The organism is Clostridium moutaii, from assembly GCF_041205085.1.
Classification (GTDB): domain Bacteria; phylum Bacillota; class Clostridia; order Clostridiales; family Clostridiaceae; genus Clostridium_B; species Clostridium_B moutaii.
Map to the genome: position 1 here is coordinate 1 of NZ_JBGEWD010000029.1, position 21,294 is coordinate 21,294.

Annotated in this window: 20 protein-coding genes, 5 tRNA genes and 1 rRNA gene; 1 reads left to right on the top strand and 25 read right to left on the bottom strand. The window is 32.4% G+C overall.

The features are described 5' to 3' along the window. Window positions 1-110: 110 nt before the first annotated feature. From AB8U03_RS17245 to AB8U03_RS17280, 8 genes are all read right to left on the bottom strand, one after another. Window positions 111-186, bottom strand: a tRNA-Thr gene (locus tag AB8U03_RS17245). A gap of 9 nt (window positions 187-195) precedes the next feature. After that, window positions 196-270: transfer RNA gene (locus tag AB8U03_RS17250), tRNA-Gly, on the bottom strand. Between the two features lie 83 nt (window positions 271-353). Continuing rightward, entirely contained in the window at window positions 354-986 is a 633-nt protein-coding gene (sigH, locus tag AB8U03_RS17255) for an RNA polymerase sporulation sigma factor SigH (RefSeq protein WP_369705789.1), read from the bottom strand. Window positions 987-1,069: 83 nt separating this feature from the next. Beyond that, on the bottom strand, window positions 1,070-1,582 hold the full coding sequence (locus AB8U03_RS17260; RefSeq protein ID WP_369705790.1) for an NYN domain-containing protein: 513 nt from the start codon (window positions 1,580-1,582) through the stop codon (window positions 1,070-1,072). Next, window positions 1,579-2,358 (bottom strand): 23S rRNA (guanosine(2251)-2'-O)-methyltransferase RlmB, encoded by a 780-nt coding sequence (gene rlmB / locus AB8U03_RS17265; protein WP_369705808.1) that lies wholly within the window; start codon window positions 2,356-2,358, stop codon window positions 1,579-1,581. The genes AB8U03_RS17260 and rlmB overlap by 4 nt, the downstream gene beginning before the upstream one ends. 214 nt (window positions 2,359-2,572) lie before the next feature. Further along, entirely contained in the window at window positions 2,573-2,998 is a 426-nt protein-coding gene (locus AB8U03_RS17270) for a Mini-ribonuclease 3 (RefSeq protein ID WP_369705791.1), read from the bottom strand. 72 nt (window positions 2,999-3,070) lie between these two features. After that, entirely contained in the window at window positions 3,071-3,760 is a 690-nt protein-coding gene (gene ispD, locus AB8U03_RS17275) for a 2-C-methyl-D-erythritol 4-phosphate cytidylyltransferase (protein ID WP_369705792.1), read from the bottom strand. A 3-nt stretch (window positions 3,761-3,763) separates the two neighbouring features. Then, window positions 3,764-4,867 (bottom strand): PIN/TRAM domain-containing protein, encoded by a 1,104-nt coding sequence (locus tag AB8U03_RS17280; RefSeq protein ID WP_369705793.1) that lies wholly within the window; start codon window positions 4,865-4,867, stop codon window positions 3,764-3,766. A 320-nt stretch (window positions 4,868-5,187) separates the two neighbouring features. Between AB8U03_RS17280 and AB8U03_RS17285 the strand changes: the two genes are divergently transcribed. After that, window positions 5,188-5,589: a DUF1573 domain-containing protein gene (locus tag AB8U03_RS17285; protein WP_369705794.1), complete on the top strand. Its 402-nt coding sequence runs from the start codon at window positions 5,188-5,190 to the stop codon at window positions 5,587-5,589. Between the two features lie 37 nt (window positions 5,590-5,626). Here the strand turns inward: AB8U03_RS17285 and disA are convergent, their stop codons facing one another. From disA to AB8U03_RS17370, 17 genes are all read right to left on the bottom strand, one after another. Continuing rightward, entirely contained in the window at window positions 5,627-6,691 is a 1,065-nt protein-coding gene (disA, locus tag AB8U03_RS17290; RefSeq protein ID WP_369705795.1) for a DNA integrity scanning diadenylate cyclase DisA, read from the bottom strand. 14 nt (window positions 6,692-6,705) lie between these two features. Next, window positions 6,706-8,061 carry a DNA repair protein RadA gene (gene radA, locus AB8U03_RS17295; protein ID WP_369705796.1) on the bottom strand — a complete coding sequence of 452 codons (1,356 nt, stop codon included), beginning with the start codon at window positions 8,059-8,061 and terminating at the stop codon, window positions 6,706-6,708. Window positions 8,062-8,330: 269 nt separating this feature from the next. Further along, window positions 8,331-10,769, bottom strand: a complete 2,439-nt coding sequence (locus tag AB8U03_RS17300; protein ID WP_369705797.1) for an ATP-dependent Clp protease ATP-binding subunit — start codon at window positions 10,767-10,769, stop codon at window positions 8,331-8,333. A 20-nt stretch (window positions 10,770-10,789) separates the two neighbouring features. Further along, a complete protein-coding gene (locus tag AB8U03_RS17305; RefSeq protein ID WP_369705798.1) occupies window positions 10,790-11,827 on the bottom strand; it encodes a protein arginine kinase in 1,038 nt (345 codons plus the stop codon). Window positions 11,828-11,829: 2 nt separating this feature from the next. Continuing rightward, window positions 11,830-12,378 carry a UvrB/UvrC motif-containing protein gene (locus tag AB8U03_RS17310; RefSeq protein WP_369705799.1) on the bottom strand — a complete coding sequence of 183 codons (549 nt, stop codon included), beginning with the start codon at window positions 12,376-12,378 and terminating at the stop codon, window positions 11,830-11,832. Window positions 12,379-12,438: 60 nt separating this feature from the next. Next, a complete protein-coding gene (locus AB8U03_RS17315; protein ID WP_369705800.1) occupies window positions 12,439-12,921 on the bottom strand; it encodes a CtsR family transcriptional regulator in 483 nt (160 codons plus the stop codon). Window positions 12,922-13,092: 171 nt separating this feature from the next. After that, a complete protein-coding gene (locus tag AB8U03_RS17320) occupies window positions 13,093-13,725 on the bottom strand; it encodes a histidine phosphatase family protein (RefSeq protein ID WP_369705801.1) in 633 nt (210 codons plus the stop codon). A gap of 91 nt (window positions 13,726-13,816) precedes the next feature. Continuing rightward, on the bottom strand, window positions 13,817-14,056 hold the full coding sequence (locus tag AB8U03_RS17325) for a hypothetical protein (RefSeq protein WP_369705802.1): 240 nt from the start codon (window positions 14,054-14,056) through the stop codon (window positions 13,817-13,819). Between the two features lie 118 nt (window positions 14,057-14,174). Then, window positions 14,175-16,265 (bottom strand): elongation factor G, encoded by a 2,091-nt coding sequence (fusA, locus tag AB8U03_RS17330; RefSeq protein WP_369705803.1) that lies wholly within the window; start codon window positions 16,263-16,265, stop codon window positions 14,175-14,177. Window positions 16,266-16,460: 195 nt separating this feature from the next. Further along, window positions 16,461-16,535 (bottom strand) — tRNA-Asn (locus AB8U03_RS17335). 57 nt (window positions 16,536-16,592) lie between these two features. Beyond that, window positions 16,593-16,668, bottom strand: a tRNA-Ala gene (locus AB8U03_RS17340). Between the two features lie 3 nt (window positions 16,669-16,671). Further along, a tRNA-Ile gene (locus AB8U03_RS17345) sits at window positions 16,672-16,748 on the bottom strand. A 7-nt stretch (window positions 16,749-16,755) separates the two neighbouring features. Continuing rightward, window positions 16,756-16,872: ribosomal RNA gene (gene rrf / locus AB8U03_RS17350) — 5S ribosomal RNA — on the bottom strand. Between the two features lie 162 nt (window positions 16,873-17,034). Continuing rightward, on the bottom strand, window positions 17,035-17,874 hold the full coding sequence (locus AB8U03_RS17355; protein ID WP_369705804.1) for a MetQ/NlpA family ABC transporter substrate-binding protein: 840 nt from the start codon (window positions 17,872-17,874) through the stop codon (window positions 17,035-17,037). Between the two features lie 23 nt (window positions 17,875-17,897). Further along, window positions 17,898-18,551: a methionine ABC transporter permease gene (locus AB8U03_RS17360; RefSeq protein ID WP_369705805.1), complete on the bottom strand. Its 654-nt coding sequence runs from the start codon at window positions 18,549-18,551 to the stop codon at window positions 17,898-17,900. Continuing rightward, window positions 18,552-19,580 (bottom strand): methionine ABC transporter ATP-binding protein, encoded by a 1,029-nt coding sequence (locus AB8U03_RS17365; protein ID WP_369705806.1) that lies wholly within the window; start codon window positions 19,578-19,580, stop codon window positions 18,552-18,554. Window positions 19,581-19,715: 135 nt separating this feature from the next. Continuing rightward, window positions 19,716-20,861: an amidohydrolase gene (locus tag AB8U03_RS17370; RefSeq protein ID WP_369705807.1), complete on the bottom strand. Its 1,146-nt coding sequence runs from the start codon at window positions 20,859-20,861 to the stop codon at window positions 19,716-19,718. Window positions 20,862-21,294: the final 433 nt, after the last annotated feature.

Consider the following 21,294-nt stretch of genomic DNA (forward strand, 5'->3'; position numbering starts at 1 on the left):
GTTTTGTTCTTTCAAACTTCTCTTTTGACATTGCTTCTTCCTCCTTGTTTATAACACATTTTATTTAAGTAAACCTATCCTGGTGTGTTGTAAAAATTCTCATGCATTATTGGAGCCCATGACCAGGATTGAACTGGTGACCTCCACCTTACCAAGGTGACGCTCTGCCTACTGAGCTACATGGGCAATTTAATCTGGAGCGGAAAACGGGACTCGAACCCGCGACGGCCAGCTTGGGAAGCTGGTGTTCTACCACTGAACTACTTCCGCCCATAAATTTTTATTATATATCAAAAGTTATATACCGATTATCAATTTTAATACAAGTATGTTTTTTTGTCAATATGTAATTTTTATTTATTAATTAAACATTTTTCTAATTTTCTTTTAACTCTCTGTAATGCATTATCTATAGATTTAGCGTGCCTATCTAAATCACATGCAATTTCCTGATAAGATTTACCATCTAGATACGACATAAGTACTTCCATTTCCAAACTTGATAATACCTCACCTATTTCACTTTGTATGTGATTTAATTCTTCTCTGCTAATAATAAGCTCTTCTGGATCTGCCACTTTAGCTTCTGATAAAACATCTAGCAGTGTTCTATCAGATTCCTCATCGTATATAGGTTTGTTTAAAGAAACATATGTATTTAGTGGAATATGCTTCTGTCTAGTAGCAGTCTTTATAGCTGTTATTATCTGACGAGTTACGCAAAGTTCAGCAAAAGCTTTAAAAGACGATAATTTATCCGATTTAAAATCTCTTATAGCTTTATACAAACCTATCATGCCTTCTTGATAAATATCCTCTTTATCTGCTCCAATCAAAAAATATGATTTTGCTTTAGATTTAACAAAATTCTCATATTTATTTATTAAATATTCCTGAGCTCTTACATCCCCTTTTTTTGCTTCAACAATTACCTCCTCATCTAATTTTTCTACAAAGGGGGAAATTTGTTTACTATTAAGACCCATGCTCTCCAAGATATCCCCTCCAAAACAAATATAAATCACACATTTCAATTATACATTAGAAGTAAATTTATAGTCAATAGATTTTAACGACTTTTGCGAATCTTTTCAAGTTTTTCCAGCATATCCTTTTCTATCCTATCCTCTAAAGTATGTTTTTTTTCAGAATATTTTTTTTGAATCTTATTTTTTATTTTTGACTCTATATTCTTAACTTCATGATAAAATTCAATGGAAGACATTCTCACCGCACCTCTTTGAAAAGTAACTTGCTGTTCTAGGGAATCAGAAGTAACTACAAAGACTTCATTTTTACGTCCTATATTATTTACTGTTTTTTCTATAAAGGAATCTGCTGTTTCATTTTCCTTGGTAAACACCACTATAACATTTTTATTAATTTTTTCCTTCTTTTCTAAACTCCCCATTACCATGTGGGCATCAAAAACTATAAAAATCTTATACCCCTTGTAAACTGCATAATTACTCAACATTTCTATAAGTTCATGTCGTGAGGATTCAAAACTATACTTTTTTATATTATTTAATTCGGGCCAGCTATTTATCACATTATATCCATCTACAAAAATATTTCTCAATTTCCATCACTTTTTATTTTTTGTTTTAGTATCTCATACATGAGTATACCACCTGCTACAGAAGCATTCAACGAGGCTATATTGCCTAGCATAGGTATCTTTACTAACATGTCACATTTTTCTTTGATTAATTTTGATATTCCTCTTCCCTCGTTTCCTATAACTAATGCAACAGCTCCACTAAAATCAATATCAAAACAATAACTTTGCCCGCTCATGTCAGCTCCATATACCCATATGTTTTCCTCTTTTAACTTTTCTATTGTGTTATTTAAATTTGTGACCTTACATATTCTCATATATTCTATTGCTCCTGCAGAGGATTTATACACCGTTGGTGTAATGCCTACATTCCTTCTTTTAGGAATTATAATTCCATGTACTCCGCATATTTCAGCAGTTCTTATTATGGAGCCAAAATTATGCGGATCTTCTATTTCGTCTAATATAATTATAAAGGGGGGCTCTCCCTTTTTTTTAGCATACTCCAATACATCATCAACTTCATAATAATTATAAGGAGTTACCTGTGCAATTACTCCCTGATGAGCTCCTGTTTCAGAGATCTTATCTAACTTCTTTCTATCCACTTTCTTTACCACTATATTTTTCTCTTTTGCTATTGCCATTATTACTTTTGAAGATCCTGATATACTGCCTTCTGCAATAAAAATTTGCTCTATAGTCTTACTATTATCAGATCTCAAAGCTTCAATAACTGCATTTCTTCCTTCTATTAGATCTTCCCTGGATTCACTTTCATTTTTTAAATTCATCTGCTTACTTTTATTTTTATATTTTACAACATCAGTTTTATTTTTCATAATCTTACCTTTTCTATTTTAAATTTTTATTTTTATACACTGTATACCTTGCCCTGACTTTATCATCTTAATCACAGATCTCTTTTTCTTTGAAAAACTTTACCACAATTGATACAACTCTCTCAGAATTTAGGGTGCATTTAATTAGTTTTACCTTTAAAGTTATTTAAAATTCCCCTTTGTTTTTTAACATAATTATAGATTCAAATAAAAAATTCAATCTATCAACTTCCCCAGTTAAGTACAAAAAGCCTACCAAAGCTTCAAATCCAGTGGCAAATCTATATTCCTGCACATCTGCATTCTTAGGGGTTGTTGCTGATTTAGCATTTCTGCCCCTTTTAAAGAAATATAATTCCTCATTAGACAATTTTTTTTCTAATTTTTTTATAATTTCACTCTGAGAATGAGCCTTTACAAATTTTATGGCCTCTACATGAAGATTGTGTACCTGCATATTCCTGTACTTATTTACTAAATATGTTCGTACAAATGTTTCATATACTGCATCTCCTATAAAAGCAAGTGTCAGAGGGCTCATTTGTCTTACCCTAGTATTGTCCCATTTTATATTGAATAAATCATTTTCCATTTTACTCTCCCATTTAAGTTATAAATAATTATGTCTTTTATGTTATATTAATTTATATAACATATTTTTATTTTACTCCATACCTTTTAATATAGTTTCAGCTATATTTAAATCTTCAGGTGTAGTTATCTTTATATTATCATAGCTTCCTTCATATAAATAAACTTTATTTCCATAATGCTCCACTACCATAGTATCGTCAGTAACCTGAATTTTCTCTTCAATAACTTTTTTATGGCAGCCATAAATTAAATCATATTTAAAACATTGGGGAGTTTGAACTAAAAAAAGTTCTTCCCTATTCAAAGTAGTACGAGAAAATCCATTTTCACTTTTAATCTTTATTGTATCCTTGGGTTTCATTCCACAGGCACATGCCCCATACATATTAGAGTACCTTATTCCATCCTCAATAATCTTGCTTGTAACCAACGGCCTTGCCCCATCATGGATTAAAACAATACCACAATTTTTTAAGACTTTTAATCCATTAAATACTGAATTCTGACGCTCTCGTCCTCCCTCAATTATCTTTACAACTTTATCCAAGCTATATTTTTTAACTACATTTTCCCTGCAGTACTCAATTTCATCTCTCCCACAAACCACTACAATACTGTCTATTAAAGGGTTCCTATTAAATGCATCAATTGAATAATATAGTACTGGTTTACCTTCAATATTAATAAATTGTTTATTAATATTACTTTTCATTCTCTTTCCTTTACCAGCTGCCACAATAATAGCACAATTATCGCTCATAAATTATGACTCCCCTTTTTGCCTTGCAAATATCATTCTTCCTGCTGCCGTTTGTAAAACAGATGTCACCACTACATCTTTTGTCTCCCCTATGGATTTTTTCCCTCCCTCTATAACTATCATCGTACCATCATCCAGATAAGCTATACCTTGACCTGATTCCTTACCATCTTTAATTATCTGTACATTCATTTCTTCTCCTGGAAGCACAACCGGCTTTACTGCATTTGCCAGTTCATTTATATTCAGGACTGGAACTCCCTGAAATTCTGCGACCTTATTTAAGTTATAATCATTGGTAACTACCTTACCGTTTAAAACCTGAGAGAGCTTTAAAAGCTTGCTGTCCACTTCACCTATATCAGGAAAATCTTTTTCATATATTATTACATCAATATTTAATTCCTTTTGTATCTTGTTCAATATATCCAAGCCTCTTCTTCCTCTAGTCCTTTTTAATCCATCTGAAGAATCAGCTATATGCCTAAGCTCTGCCAATACAAAATTAGGTATAACAAGTGGTCCTTCTACAAATCCTGTCTGACATATATCAAATATTCTTCCATCTATTATTACCGATGTATCTAGAACCTTAGGATATCCTTTATGTTCATTTTTGTTCTTTTTTTCTTTAGTGCCCTGAAGTCTTCGAGAACCTATATTAGAAAGTAGTGACATAACTTCTTCTCTTTTTCGTATAGCAATATTAGCACCTATTGCAGCCATGAGTATAGCTACCACTACTGCCAGCATAACACCTACAATTGGCACTCTAGATAATAAATCAAGAAATACTGCCGATACAAGAAGTCCTATTAGTGCCCCTACAACTCCAAATACAATTTCAGTTGCAGGAAGTTTTTGAAGACTTTTCTCAATATAATCCATTACCTTCATAATAATCGAATTAATCCAAGGTGATATTAAAAACATTATAATTCCAAAAAGTATAGTTAACACAATTAAAAATAAAATTCTTTTTATAGGACTATTGCTTAAGTAAATTACTTTAGAAAAATAAGCAGAATCTATAGCACTTTTTCCCACTAAATACCCCAATATTAAGCCTATTATTGTAAAAAGCCCTCTAAGTATTTTTGTTAACAATAGACTCACCTCCTCTATAATTAATAAATTAATTTTTGTTACCTTTTTACATCTAATATATATTAAGAAAATAATTTTTTCAATAAAATTAATCTTATTTAATAAATTATTTACTTAATGGAAATAAATTAATTTAGCATCCTTTACATAATTATACCAAAAAATAAAGTTCATAAACAGTTTTTGTCCATTTTTTACATGTTAATCCCCCTATTCATAAAATTATTCTTGGTTTATTATATAAATAGAATAATTTTTACTTATGAAACCATTTAAAGCTTGTAAATAATATGCTAAATTTATATAAGGAGTTGAGCTTGATGAAAGATGTAATATTTGATGATTTTCAAAATACTGTAAATGAATCGTTATTAAGACATAAAAGCATTTTAGATATAATAACTAAACTTCAAGAATCAAATGCCCGAATAAATAGAGCAATTGTAAAATCCATTACAAATTGCGGTTGTATAGAAGTTCGTGCCAAAAAGCAGAATACACTTGAAAACACTAATCTAGATATTGAATCCTTAAAAACCTGTTTAAGCACACAAATAAAAGGAACATTATGTGATAATTGCAGAGATGTAATACAAGATGAGATAGGTAATAATTTATTTTATCTTACTTCCCTGTGCAATGCACTGGATTTAAATTTATATGACATACTTTTAAAGGAATACGATAAAATAAATACTCTTGGTAAATACTCTTTTAGATAGCCTTTAGCACAAAATAATATTAATATACTATTTTGTGCTAAAGCTTATTATCTATCATAATCTGTTCTCTAAGTCTTCTGAGACCATTTTTTATAGCTCTAGCTCTAGCTTCACCTATACCTTCAACCTTATCAAGTTCTTCATAAGATGCTTCCATAACACCTTTAAGCTCTTTAAAGTTTTTAACTAAATTGTCTATTACATTAGATGGTATTCTAGGAATCTTGCTTAACATTCTATATCCTCTTGGTGATATTAAGGTATCCACAAGAGGTACTCCTACATATCCTAATGCCTTAGAAATAAAATCAAGATTTAACAATTCATCTTGAGTTATTCCTTGAATTTGTTTATATATATCGTCATAATCCATGTTGCTTTGACAATAATCTCTTATCATCAATATGCCATCTCGCTCAATACTCTTAATAAGTTCATTCAACTGCATTGAAATTAATCTTCCTTCATTTCCAAGTTCACATATGTATATTTCGATTTCAGATACAATTCTCATTACCATTTCAGTTCTCTGAATAGCCGTCATTACATCAAATAGTGTAACTATGTCTTGAAATTCAAGTATATTGAGATTACTGACCACTCTATCTAATACGGATACATATTTCTCCAAGGTCTGAAGGGCCTGATTAGCTCTTCCTAACATAACGCTACTATCTCTAAGTACATATTTAATATAACCTTTATATATAGTTATAACATTTCTTCTTTGAGAAATGGCTATAACTATGGCTCCAGTCTGTTTGGCCACTCTGTCTGCTGTCCTATGTCTCGTGCCAGTCTCAAAAGTTGGAATGCTGGAATCCGGAATGAGTTGAGTATTTGCATACAATATCTTTTTTAAATCACTGCTAAGTATTATGGCCCCGTCCATTTTTGCAAGCTCATATATATAGGACGGACTGTACTCTGAATTAATAGCAAATCCACCATCCACAACTTTTAATATCTGTTCGCTGTCTCCTAAAACTATAAGTCCACCCGTTTTAGCTTTTAATATATTCCTGAGTCCCTCCCTAAGTTGAGTCCCTGGCGCTAAAAGTTTCAATATGCTTTTAAGTTCTTTTTCCTTTTCCAATCTCAAAATTATCACCCTAATTAAAAAACTTTATTTAATACCTCTCTCAGAGAAGATACTCCTATAACATTTATTTCCTTAGCATTTATTTTTTCTTTATTCCTATCTGGCACTATTATATTTTTAAATCCCATTTTTTCTGCTTCATTTACAATTCTACCACAATATGATACCGGCCTGACCTCCCCCGTAAGGCCAACTTCACCTATGGCCAAAAAATTATCTAATACTATTTCTTTAGACTTAGCACTGGATATGAGGGCAACCGCAAGTCCTAAATCACCAAAAGTACCATCTATTTTAAGTCCTCCTACCACATTTACATAAACATCACAATTATAAAATGGTATTTTAAGTTTTTTCTCTAATACCGCTAAAATTAAATTCAACCTGGAAATATCTACTCCCACTACTGTTCTTCTTGGAATAACAGCCCTAGTTTGACTGACTAAAGCCTGTATTTCAACTAAAATAGGTCTTTTGCCTTCCATTATCCCTATAACTACAGAACCTTCTTTTTGAAGTGCTCTTTCCTCTAAAAATACTGCAGAAGGATTCGTTATTTCTCTGAGTCCATTTTCTATCATTTCAAATACACCAATCTCACTGGTAGTACCAAAACGATTTTTAATAGTTCTAAGTATTCTAAATTCCTCTGTTCTTTCTCCCTCAAAAGACAACACAGTATCCACCATATGCTCAAGTACTCTCGGTCCCGCTAATTCTCCCTGTTTAGTAATATGAGCTACTATAAAAAAGGATATATTATTTTCTTTGCCTATACGCATAATATCGTTAGAAGTTTCCCTTACTTGAGACACACTACCTGGTGCTGAGCTAATAGATTCTTTAAATAAAGTCTGTATAGAATCTATAACTACAAATATAGGTTTATTTTTCTCTATATGTTCTTCTATTTTATCCAAATTAGTTTCCGAAACTATAAAGAGATCATCAGATAATGCTTCAAGTCTATCGCCCCTCATTTTTATTTGTTCTTCTGATTCCTCTCCTGAAACATATAATACTTTCCCATATTTTTCAGCAATATTACTGGCAGTTTGTAAAAGCAAAGTAGATTTTCCTATTCCCGGGGCGCCTGATATAAGAGTAATAGATCCTCTCACAATACCCCCACCAACAACTCTATTCAATTCCATTATACCAGTATCAAGCCTTTCATATTCACCGGATTTTATATTATTTATACTTTTTGGCGTGCTGCTAAATCCCGTATGTTGAAAAGATGCTGTCTGAGGAGATTTAATTTCCTCCAACATACTGTTCCAGCTGTTGCAATTAGGACACTTTCCCATCCATTTTGGAGATTCATATCCACATTTCTGGCACGTAAAAACAGTTTTCTTCCTTACCACTCAATTATCTCCTCCCGTATAAGATATAATTATACAATATTATCACGCGATTTTGTGAAGAATATTTGAATTTCAATAAAAATTAAGCTTTATGCCCATAAAGCATAAAGTTTAATTTTATCCCATGACTATCATTGCTAACACCACCAGCTTTGTAAAGTGGGGTAGCACTGCTACGCACTCGGATAAGTTTTTCCAAGGTTCAGATGAAAACATTCCTTATGTGCAAGTTCCACCTGAACCCAAGAATCACTTGATTGAGGCCAGTCTTAATTCACTTTATTGAAGGATAATTCTTCACCATCTACCACTACTTCTACTTTATCTCCTCTTTTAATATTTCCCTTCAGCATCTCTTCTGAAAGTTTATCTTCTACAGTTTTAGTTATAGCCCTTCTAAGTGGCCTTGCACCATAAGTTATATCGAATCCTTCTTTCGCCAATAACTTTTGAGCATCTTCAGTGAAACTAATTTCTATATCTTGATCCTTAAGTCTTGTAGAAACATCTCTTAGCATGAGTTTTACTATCTGTATTAAATCTTTTTTCTGTAACTGGTGGAAAACTATTATATCATCAATTCTATTTAAAAATTCAGGTCTAAAGGACTCTTTAAGTTCTTCCATTATGTTATCCTTCATCTTTTCATATTGATTTTCCTGTTCATTCCCACTTGCAAAAGCAAATCCCATAGATTTTTGTTTTCTTATAGTAGATGCTCCCACATTTGATGTCATTATGATTATAGTATTTTTAAAGTTTATAGTTTTTCCTTTACCATCTGTTAATCTTCCATCCTCAAGTATTTGTAATAATATATTAAATACTTCGGGATGTGCTTTTTCTATTTCATCAAATAATACTACTGAATATGGATTTCGTCTTACTTTTTCAGTAAGCTGACCGCCTTCATCATATCCTACATATCCTGGTGGAGAGCCTATAAGTCTGGATACGGTATGCTTTTCCATGTATTCGGACATATCGATTCTTATCATATTGCTTTCATCACCGAACATGGCTTCAGCTAATGCTTTTGAAAGTTCAGTTTTTCCCACACCAGTAGGTCCCAAAAATATAAATGAACCTATAGGCCTTTTAGGATCTTTAAGTCCCACCCTGGCTCTTCTCACTGCCCTTGATATAGACTTAACTGCCTCGTCCTGACCTATTACTCTTTTATGCAGAATTGCCTCTAAATTTAAAAGTCTCTCTGATTCTTTTTCAGTTAGCTTTTCTACCGGAATATTAGTCCATTGAGATACAACTGATGCAATTTGTGGTTCCCCCACTATAAGGGTAGATACCTCTTTTTTAGTTTTCCAATTAGTTTTCAGTCCCTCTAATTTATCCTTTAATTCTTTTTCTTCATCTCTTAATTTAGCTGCTTTTTCAAAATCTTGAACTCTAATAGAATCTTCTTTCTCTTTAGTTCTCTTTTCAAGTTCTCCTTCCAGATTCTTTAAATCCGGTGGAGCAATTAAATTTTGTATCCTTACTTTAGCAGCTGCTTCATCAATTAGATCAATAGCTTTATCCGGTAAATATCTATCTGTAATATATCTATCTGATAAATTTACTGCGGCATTAATAGCTTCATCTATTATCTTTACTCTATGATGGGCCTCATACTTATCTCTCAATCCTTTTAATATTAAAACCGCTTCTTCTTTAGTAGGTTCTCCTACTAGTATAGGTTGGAATCTTCTCTCAAGGGCAGCATCCTTTTCAATATACTTCCTATACTCATCTATTGTTGTAGCCCCAATGCATTGTATTTCTCCTCTGGCTAAAGCCGGCTTTAATATATTGGAAGCATCTATAGCTCCCTCTGCTGCTCCTGCTCCTATTATAGTATGAACTTCGTCTATAAATAATATTACATTACCCGACTTTCTTATTTCTTCCATAACCTTCTTAAGTCTTTCCTCAAATTCTCCTCTATATTTTGAACCTGCTATCATTGAAGAAAGATCCAGTGTAACCACTCTTTTTCCTTTTAAAAGCTCTGGAATATTAGCTGAGACTATCTTTTCTGCCAATCCCTCTGCTATAGCGGTCTTTCCAACTCCCGGATCACCTATTAAACAAGGATTATTTTTAGTTCTTCTACTTAATATCTCCAATACCCTTTGAGTTTCTTTGTCCCTACCTATGACGGGATCTAATTTTCCTTCTCTTGCCATATCCGTTAAATCTCTTCCAAACTGATCCAAAGTTGGAGTCGGCTCCCCATTTTCTTTCTTGGTTCCATTTGAATTTGAGGATTGTTCTCCTGAAAGTGCATCCACAAGTTCTTTTCTCAGCTTATTGAAATCAGCTCCTAAATTATTCAGGATAGTAAAGGCCACTCCCTCTGATTCTCTAATTAACGCAAGTAAAATATGCTCCGGGCTAATATAATTATGATTTAAATTTCTAGCCTCAAATAAGCTCAATTCCAAGAGTCTTTTTGTCCTAGGGGTAAGCGGAATCTCTTTGTTATATAAATCTATTTCCCCTCTACCTTCATATTCCTCTATAAAACTTCTTACTGCTTCAATAGTAATACTCATATTGTTCAAAAGGTTTTTAGCTATTCCATCTTCTTTTAATATTCCCAAAAGTACATGTTCTGTTCCCACATACCCATGTTGAAGTGCCTGTGCCTCTTCTTGTGCATAAATCAATACTTTTTGTGCCCTTTCCGTAAATCTTCCAAACATCATAATTTATTTCACCTTCCTCTTTATTGAACTGTATTTACAGCTAATTTTTTTCTAACGAGTTTTGCTCTATCAAAGTCTTTTTCACTACTTGATAAATCTTTACCATATTCTTTCTGTATTGCAGCTGATTGTATATTTACTAAAAGATTATTCAATGTGACCTTACTCACGTCTTTAATTATTCCCATCTCAACTCCTAATCTTACATCAGATAAAAGTTTGAGGCATTCATTTGAATTTAAAAGTACAGCTGATCTCAATATACCAAGTGCCCTGTAAATCCTATCCTCTAATTCATTTTTATATTTTTTCATGAGATTTTCTCTGCAAATTTTTTCTTCATTCATAACCTGAATAACTATGGCCTTTAAATTACTTAATATCTCTTCTTCATTGCGCCCTAAAGTCACCTGGTTAGAGATCTGGTATATATTCCCCACTGGTTTAGAACCTTCGCCATACAGTCCTCTAACAGTCATTCCCACTTGAGCTAGAGCATTTAACAGTCCATTCATTTGATTGTTTAAGGAAAGCGCCGGCAGATGCATCATAACAGATGCTCTCAATCCTGTACCTATATTGGTAGGACATGCTGTTAAATATCCTAGTTTCTCATCAAAGGCATATTCTAGATTTTCCTCCAGAAGATCATCTATTTTATCACTTAAATCATATACTTCTTCTAAATTTAATCCTGATGTTATACACTGGATTCTTACATGATCTTCCTCATTTATCATAATGCTTACAGTTTCCTTGTTATTAAGAATAAAAGCCGTTTTATCACTGTTGTCTATTAAATTTTTACTTATAAGATGTTTTTCCAAATAAAGCTGCCTTTCATTATTATTCTTTTCCCATAAATAATTAGTCCTAAATTCCTGTTCAGTATTAGAAGAAGCATAAAATGCATTTTCTACACGTTTAATTACTTCTTTACTTTTTTCTACACTTAATTTACGGGGGAAAGGAACTTTAGCCAGATTTCTTGCCAGCCTCATTCTGCTACTTATAACCAAATCCTCATCATTATTACAAGTAGTCATCCAATTGTCCATAGCTAACCCTCCTTTTTATCATCTTTGTTTTGTCTAATCTGTACGTTAATCTGTTTTATCATATCTCTTATTGTTGCTGCCTTTTCATATTGTTCTAATGATACTGCTTTTTGAAGATCTGCTTTTAATTTCAAAAGTTTTTTCTTTTCAATTATATCTTTACCCGCTCGTTTTGGTATTTTCCCTGTATGATCCAAATTTGCCTGAACTCTTTTAATTATCGGTCCTAGAATACTACTAAAGCTCTTATAACATTCACTACATCCTAAAAGACCAGTTTTCTTAAATTCACTATAGGAAGTTCCACAATTTTTACATGATATATCAAAACTCTTATATTGCTCATTATTAGCATTTATCATATAATCCATAATTCCACTCAATATATTTTGAAAACTAAATGGGGATACGAAATCTATCTGAGGTACAAAATTAAGTTCTCCTTTTTCCATAGCGCATTTTTCACATAAATTAATATCCTGCTTAGAACCATTTATTATTTTCGTTATATGAACTGTAGCTTCATTTTTTTTACATATATCACAAAGCACATTATCACTCCCATACATATGTTTTATTCACTTATAATATATCTTTATTATATCATAAATTTATCTATTAATAACAAATTTAGGTGTATTAAACACAAGCACCATAACAGCTTTTAATATATCTGCCCTCAATTTATTCTTATTTTCAAGTGAGACATTTAATGTTCTATCATTTACCACAGTCTTTAATATCATATCTTCTCTTTCTGTTATTACTTCTTCCTCAAACAGTCCCTCTATAAGTTGTACAGCAGAATTATAAGTTATACTGTCTCCTATCTTTTCAACTATAGTTTTGAGTAAATTTCTATTGCAGTTAAACTCCATCTTTCTTATAATTATACATCCGCCGCCTCCTCTTTTACTCTCTATATAATAGCCTTTATCAACAGTAAACCTAGTAGTTAAAACATAATTTATCTGAGAAGGAGCACAACTAAAATGGTTAGCTAAATCATTTCTTCCAATTTGAAGTTGAGTTTCATCACTGTTATTAAACATATCTTTTATAAACTCTTCTATTATATCTGATAATCTTGCCATTTCATCACCTTCTTGACTTTGACTTTCTTTGACCTTTATTTAATAATATTATTAAATCTATTTTTAATCAACTCTTGTATTTGTTCATATTAAGTATTTTACAGTTAAATACCTAATATACCTGACATTTTATCCATTTTTCTAAAATATACTCTAATTTTATTTCTTTAATTATACTGTTTCTATTTTTTCTACATCTCCTAAATGTGATGAGTCCCCGTATAATATAACAGTAGCTTGTCCATTTTGTATATCTACTTCACTTAGGCTTGCCTGATGAACATGAGGCGTATTCCAAAACTCCTCTAAAGACCTGTCTTCAAAGTATGACATTATAATCTTTAAAGTTATGGTGTGAGTCACAAATAGTACATTCTTACCTTCATACTTGTTTATAACCTCTTTTATTAAAGGTATTATCCGTGCTCTTACCTGCTCAAACCTCTCACCATTATCCGGCTCATAAATTTTGGGATTGGTCCAAAAATTATGAAGCTGTTTTGAATTTTTCTCTTCAATTTCCTTTTGATTAAAACCCTCCCATTTTCCCAAGTCTATTTCCATAAGTCTATCATCTTTTATTATGGGTATATTTCTTTGGCCTGCTAATATCTTTGAAGTTTTTACTGTTCTACCTAGCGGACTAGAATATATTACACTAAAATCTATATTTTCCAGCCTTTTTTTTAACAGATTAGCCTGTTGAATTCCTCTTTCAGTGAGCGGTGAATCCTTCCTCCCCTGCATTCTCATTTCGGTATTCCATAGCGTTTCTCCATGCCTTGTTATATATAATTTAATCATACATTTCTCTCCTTATTAAACAGTTGAACATACATTTACAATATAGTCCTTATAATTTTTTATTATAACATATAAACAATACTTTTTTAATTTAATCTATATTTTTAAATGCCTTGATACAATATTTCTTTCCACCATAAGCTTCATTTAAACTGATGATAAATTTTTTATTTTTTAACATACTGCATATAATTTCCTTATTTTTATTTTCATCATCATTTATCTCTATAGTTAAATTATCATTTTCCCCTATTATTGACATATAATCATATATACTGCTATAGTCCTCCAAAGCAATCTTCCCTTTTATGTTCATTTTATATTCAGACATAAATTATCTCCTTAATTGAATAATTATTAATGGGATTATTATTTATTCTAACCAATAGAAATATACATAAATTTTAGAAGCTGCCTTCAAATTTTATTTTGAGGCAGCTTCTTTAATTTTATTCTTGTTTAATTTTCACTTTATTCTTATTTTCTATTACCTTATTAACCTCAGAACTTGGTACTTCTTCATATCTCTCAAACCTCATTGTAAAATCTCCTCTAGCCTGAGTCATAGATCTTAAATCCGTAGCATATTTAAACATTTCGGCTTGAGGTATTTCAGCTATTATTATTTGCTGCCCTTCAGAACTTTCCATTCCCAGTACTCTTCCTCTTTTTTTATTGATATCACCGATTATATCTCCCATGTAATATTCAGGCACGGATATTTCCACATGTTCAATTGGTTCTAATAATATAGGTTCAGCTTCTAAAAGCCCCTTCTTATATGCTAAGGAAGCAGCTACCTTAAATGCCATTTCTGAAGAATCTACAGGATGATAGGAACCATCATGCAAAGTGGCCTTTAATCTTATTACGGGATAACCAGCTAGGACTCCATGATTAACACATTCCCTCAATCCCTTTTCAACCGCTGGTATATACTGTCTTGGCACTACTCCCCCCACTACTTTATCTACAAATTCCAAATTATCTTCTCCATCACTTCTTGGTTCGAATTTAATTTTTACATCTCCATATTGCCCATGTCCACCTGATTGTTTTTTATGTTTTCCCTGAACATCTGAAGTTTTCTTTACAGTTTCTCTATAAGGTACCTTGGGCTCTTGCAAAACAACTTCTACACCAAATTTAGATTTTAATTTACATGATATTACATCAATATGTGTTTCGCCTAAGCCCGATATTATTGCTTCCGCATTTTCTATATCCCTTGATATCTTAAAAGTGGGATCTTCTTCTATTAACTTATTTAATCCACTTAATATTTTATCTTCATCATTCTTAGATTTAGGTAAAACTGCCATTGAAATTACTGGTTGGGGGAAACTAATATCTTCAAACATTATAGAAGACTGAGGATAACATAAAGTATCTCCCGTATTTGTAAATTGTAGTTTAGCTACAGCACCTAAATCCCCTGCTGTTATCTCAGAGGTAGGAATCTGCTGCTTGCCCTTTAGAAAATACATAGCGCCTATTTTCTCATTTTTATTCTTTTTAACATTATATACTGTCATATCAGATTTTAACTTTCCGGTTATAACTCTAAATAAGGATAATTTTCCCACAAAGGGATCTGCTATAGTTTTAAAAACAAAAGCCGAAAAAGGTTCTCTTTCATTTATTCTCACACTAAGTTCAGAATCATCTTTTATATTTTTGGCATTAACTAACTCTAAATTTTCAGGCGAAGGAAAACATTCAATTATATCTTCAATTAAGGTTTCTATTCCTATTCCAGTTAAGGCGGAACCACACATTACGGGTACCACATCTCCTTTTGAACATCCATTTATTAGTCCCGTATATATATCCTCGTCACTTAAAGTACCTTCATTGAAGTATTTGTCTAAAAGCTCCTCGTCTGTTTCTGCTACAGCTTCCATAATCATATTTTTACATTCATCTACTTTTTCTAAAATATCTTCGGGTATATCTGCCTCTATCATAGATTTACTTTTATTATCAAATATTCTAGCTTTTCTTGATATGACATTTACAACGCCTCTAAAATCGTTTTCTTTACCTATAGGATATTGAACAGGCACCACAGATATACCAAATTTTTGTTTTAATTCTTCCAATACTTTCCCAAAATCGGAGTTCTCTCTATCTAATTTATTTACGTAAAAAGCTCTGGGAAGATTATCTTTATTCACATAATTCCAGGACTTTTCAGTCCCTACCTGAATCCCAGATACACCTGACACAACAATCATAGCTATATCAATGGCTCTTAATCCTTCCATAGTTTCTCCTATAAAATCAAAATATCCTGGCATATCAACTAAATTTATCTTTACATCATTATGCTCACACGAAACTACTGATGTAGATAAAGATATTTTTCTCTTTTTTTCTTCAGTGTCATAATCGCTAACAGTATTTCCATCTTCAATTTTTCCAAATCTATCTATAGCCTTTGTATAGTAAAGTATTGCTTCTGTTAATGTAGTCTTTCCGGATCCACTATGACCAATGATTCCCACATTTCTTAAATGCTTTGTTGAATATTTTTTCATAAGCAATTCCTCCTCTTACTTTGCGCTTAATTTATATATTCTACTTATAAATTAAAATCCCTTCTAAAATCAAATAAATTTTCACAATAATTTGATTATACTTAATATACTATACATAATAATAAACAGATAAAAAAATAAACCAAAAGTCAGCACGACTTTCGGTTTTCTTTTAAACTATCTATATAATTAAAATGGCTCCGTGGAGAGGGCTCGAACCTCCAACCCTTCGGTTAACAGCCGAATGCTCAACCATTGAGCTACCACGGAATAATTCACACAAAACATAAATTTCTATAAAAAACGAGTAACGAATTGTTACTCATTTGGTGGAGATAAAGAGATTCGAACTCTTGACCCTCTGCGTGCAAGGCAGATGCTCTCCCAGCTGAGCTATACCCCCGTATGGTGGACCTTCAGGGACTCGAACCCCGGACCAACCGGTTATGAGCCGGTTGCTCTAACCAACTGAGCTAAAGATCCATATATTACCTGGCGATGACCTGCTCTCCCACAGGGCCTCCCCTGCAGTACCATGGGCACTGTGAAGCTTAACCTTCCTGTTCGAAATGGTAAGGGGTGTTACCTTCACGTTATTACCACCAGATATTTTTTCATTTGCACTACAGTTTAATATTATACTGTGCTTTTGATTTATTGTCAATACCTTTTTAAAATAATTTTTTCTTATGGGAATAATTTATTAAAAAAGAAGCTTTATAAAGCTTCTTTTTTAATTGGTATACTATAATACTAACGAATTTTATATTTATTTGAGATCGTCTGGTAAGACCCAATATCCTTTAGAATTATTTGCCTTTAAATAGTTTTTAAATTCCTGTGATTTATAAGCTTTTACTATATCCTGTGCCCATTTTGCATTTTTATTCTTGCCATCTACTGCAACAGTTATATAGAGATCATCTACAAGCGTCTCCGAGAGAAGCGCTTTAGTTGCATCTATCTTTGCCATATACACAATAGCTCCTGGAAGCACTGCATAATCTGCTTCATTAAGAGAACGTGGTATTTGTGAAGAATCCATTTCAACTATTTTAAGATTATATTTATTTTCTACTATGTCCTTTTGAGTTGCAAGAGTTTTTACTACTCCTTCTTTTATCTTAATCCATCCTGCCTTTTCAAGTAGTGAATAAGCTCTTGCCGCATTTGATGGATCCTTAGGAATAAATACTGTGTCTCCCTGCTTAACCTCATTTATTGATGCGTGTTTATTAGAGAAAATTCCTGCCCTTACTGTGGGGATTTTTACTATAGACACAAGGTCTGCCTTCTTTTCCTTATTATATGCCTTAACATAAGCATTATGCTGCGCAACATTAAAATCCAAACTTCCTTCTGTCAATGCGACTTCTGATTGAAGAAGATCTGAGAAATTCACTAATGTGACTTTATAACCTTCTTTTTCAAGAATTGGTTTTACACCTGCATTAAAAAGATCATTGTAAGGTCCTGGAGAAACTCCCAATTTTATCTCCTTCTTTGTGCTGGAATCCGCACTGTTCTTTGATCCACATCCTCCCAAAACTACTGCTGATATAAATACAAGCAGTAATGCTATAGTAGGTTTTAGTATTTTTTTTATCATTATATTTTCCCCCTTAAAATTTTTTAATGTCTTCTAACTTTTCTGGAAAGCGTATTACCTATTGTTTGTATAAGTTGAACAAATACTATAAGCAGGATTACTGTAATAATCATTACTTCAGTATCAAATCTCTCATATCCATAGGATATTGCTACATCTCCTATTCCTCCCCCGCCTATAGTTCCTGCCATTGCAGTAGCTCCTACAAGCCCTATTGTTGCAGTAGTAAGTGACAGAACAAGTGATCCCATAGCCTCCGGAAGTAAAAAGTACCATATTATCTGAAAAGATGTTGCTCCCATTGCTTCTGCAGCTTCTATAGTCCCACTATCTACTTCTAGAAGTGAGTTTTCTACAAGCCTAGAAATATACGGAATAATAAAGACGGTAAGAGGTACCAATGCAGCACTTGTACCTATAGATGATCCAACTATAAGTTTAGTAAAAGGTACTATTGCAACCATCAAAATTATAAAAGGCAAAGAACGAAATATATTTACAATAGGATTCAAAATATTGTAGAGATATTTATTCTCTAATATTCCTCCAGGCCTTGTTGTCACCATTAATATTCCTAAAACAGTTCCTAAGATAGAGCCTATCAACAGAGGTATGAAAATCATATATAAGGTCTGCAATATTGCGGTGTAAATTTGAGACATATCTATGGTCTGCATTTATACCACCTCCTCTACAAAAATATCCTGATTTTTAATATATTCACTGATTTTTTTAACTAAATCACAATCACCTTGAAATTCTATTATCATATTTATCATAGGTGTATCCTGAAGCTCTGTTACACTTGCATTTAGAACATTTATTTCAACATTAAATTTTTTTGTTATTATGGATATCATTGGTATCAACGTAGAATTCCCTATAAATTTTAGTCTTAAAAATCTTCTGTTTTTCACATCTTGCTTATTATCCTTAAGAAGCTTTAATATGCTTATGGGAACATCATCATTAGTTACACTATAAACAAAATCTTTTGTAACTTTTTCCTTTGGATTTCCGAATACGTCTATTACCCTTCCCTTTTCAATTATCTTACCTTTTTCCATTACAGCCACTTTATTGCAAATTTTTTGTATTACATTCATCTGATGAGTTATCAATAAAATTGTAATATTATATTCTTGATTTACCTTTTTTAAAAGTTCAAGTATTGATTCAGTGGTTTGCGGATCCAAAGCCGATGTAGCTTCATCACATAAGAGTATATGAGGATTTGTTGCAAGCGCTCTTGCAATACCCACTCTTTGCTTTTGTCCACCTGACAGTTCATCAGGATAACTCTTTGATTTTTTTTCCAGTCCTACAAAGTTAAGAAGCTCTTCCACCCTTTTTGATATCTTATTTTTAGGTGTGTGATCAAGAACTAATGGAATAGCCACATTATCAAATACAGTCTTAGAATTCAAAAGATTGAAGTGTTGAAATATCATGCCTATTTGTTTTCTAATATTTATAAGCTGCTTTTTATTGAGTTTTCCAATATCCTTTCCATTAACTATTACAGTCCCAGAAGTAGGCCTTTCAAGAAAATTAACCATTCTTAAAAGTGTACTTTTTCCTGCTCCACTAAATCCTATAACTCCATATATATCTCCTTTATCCACATTTATATTTATCCCTTTCAGGGCCTCGATTTTTGTCCCATTTTGATCAAATGTTTTGTATACATCTTTTAAATCAATCATTTAAGGAATCCTCCCTACAAAATCTTATCAAATGATTCTTACTTAGGTCCAAACTTATCCAAGGGTGCAGCATTGCTTATTCCCCACTTCAAAAAAGTTGAAGGTGCTATCAATGGTAACCATCGGATAAAATACTTAACCTTCCTTTATTATAATCAGTGCCTGCTCTGCAAGGTTTCTAAAATATTCTGAGCTTTTTAGGAGAGCCGACTCATCTGCCCTAAATTTGGGACTATGAAGAGACTCGCCTATCCCTACCCCTATATCTACAAAAGCACCTGGCAATTTTTTCTGATAATAGGCAAAATCTTCTCCTCCAAGTTTAGGAGGTATAATTTTCACTTTATAGCCAGTATCCTTGGCAACCCTAATTGCCACTTCTGTCCACACTTTGTCGTTATTGGTTGCTGGAGGTCCTTCATGCCATCTAAAATCAGCCCTAGCACCATAAGACTTAGCAATGTTTTGTGCAAGTGTTTTTATATTCCTTGGTATCAAACTCCTATCTTTTTCATTAAGTGTTCTCACCGTGCCCTCAATATAAGCCTTCTCAGGTATTACATTCCATGTATGTCCGCTTTCTATATGAGTTACACTCACTATTGCTGGATTAAAAGGATGAATATTTCTACTCACAATTGTCTGTAATGCCGTTACTATATTTGAAATGACAACTATAGGATCTATACCTAAATCAGGGTGTGCTGCATGTGTACCTGCACCTGTAACCTCAATCTCAAATCTATCAACAGCAGCCGTCAGGGGACCTACATTTGTTCCAAGTGTCCCTACCTCCAAATCTGGAGCAGTGTGTAAGCCAAATATTGCTTGAACATTTTCCAGAGCCTTAGTTTTAATAATTTCCTCCGCACCATGGCTAGATTCTTCAGCAGGCTGAAATACAACTCTAACAGTTCCCTGAAGATTCTTTTCATCCCTTTTTAATAGATATGCAGCTCCAAGTATAGTTGTCATGTGAAAGTCGTGACCACAAGCATGCATCTTACCCAGATTTTTAGATTTATATGACAAATTTGTTTCTTCAGTAATAGGTAAAGCATCTATATCTGTTCTTATTGCAATTATAGGTCCATCTTTTTTTCCCTTAATTTCAGCTACAATACCTGTTTTTAGTGGTAAATCAAGTATATCTATATTCTCCGCTTTAAGAAGCTCCTCCAATTTATTAGTGGTACTATATTCTTTATAAGATAATTCTGGTGTCTGATGAAAGTATTCAAATACTTGTTTCAATCTCTTCTCAAATTCTTTTTGTGACATAATAGCAAGACTCCTTTTTTACAATAAAAAAAGGCTTTCTCCCCTTAAAAAGGGACGAAAGCCTTCGTGATATCCACCCAACTTCATATAAACCTCACGATTTATACCTTATAAAGTACTTCAACTAATTAGCCGATAATACTCTGCCATTATAACGTATGATAACGTAGAAGCCTACAATATCGACTTCTAAACTCCAAGTGCAAATTCAAAAAACCTCTCATATCCATTCACATCATCTAGGATTCTCTTTAATGATACAGTTAACTTACTTTTCTCTTCATAGTTATTATAATTTCATATTATACTACACCTTCAATTAAGTGCCAATATTTTATGAATTTTTATCATTATTTTTACATACTATCTTTATAAGGATTAACTTATATCCTCTGAAAATTGCACAGTAAATATTTATCCATTCTATTTTGGT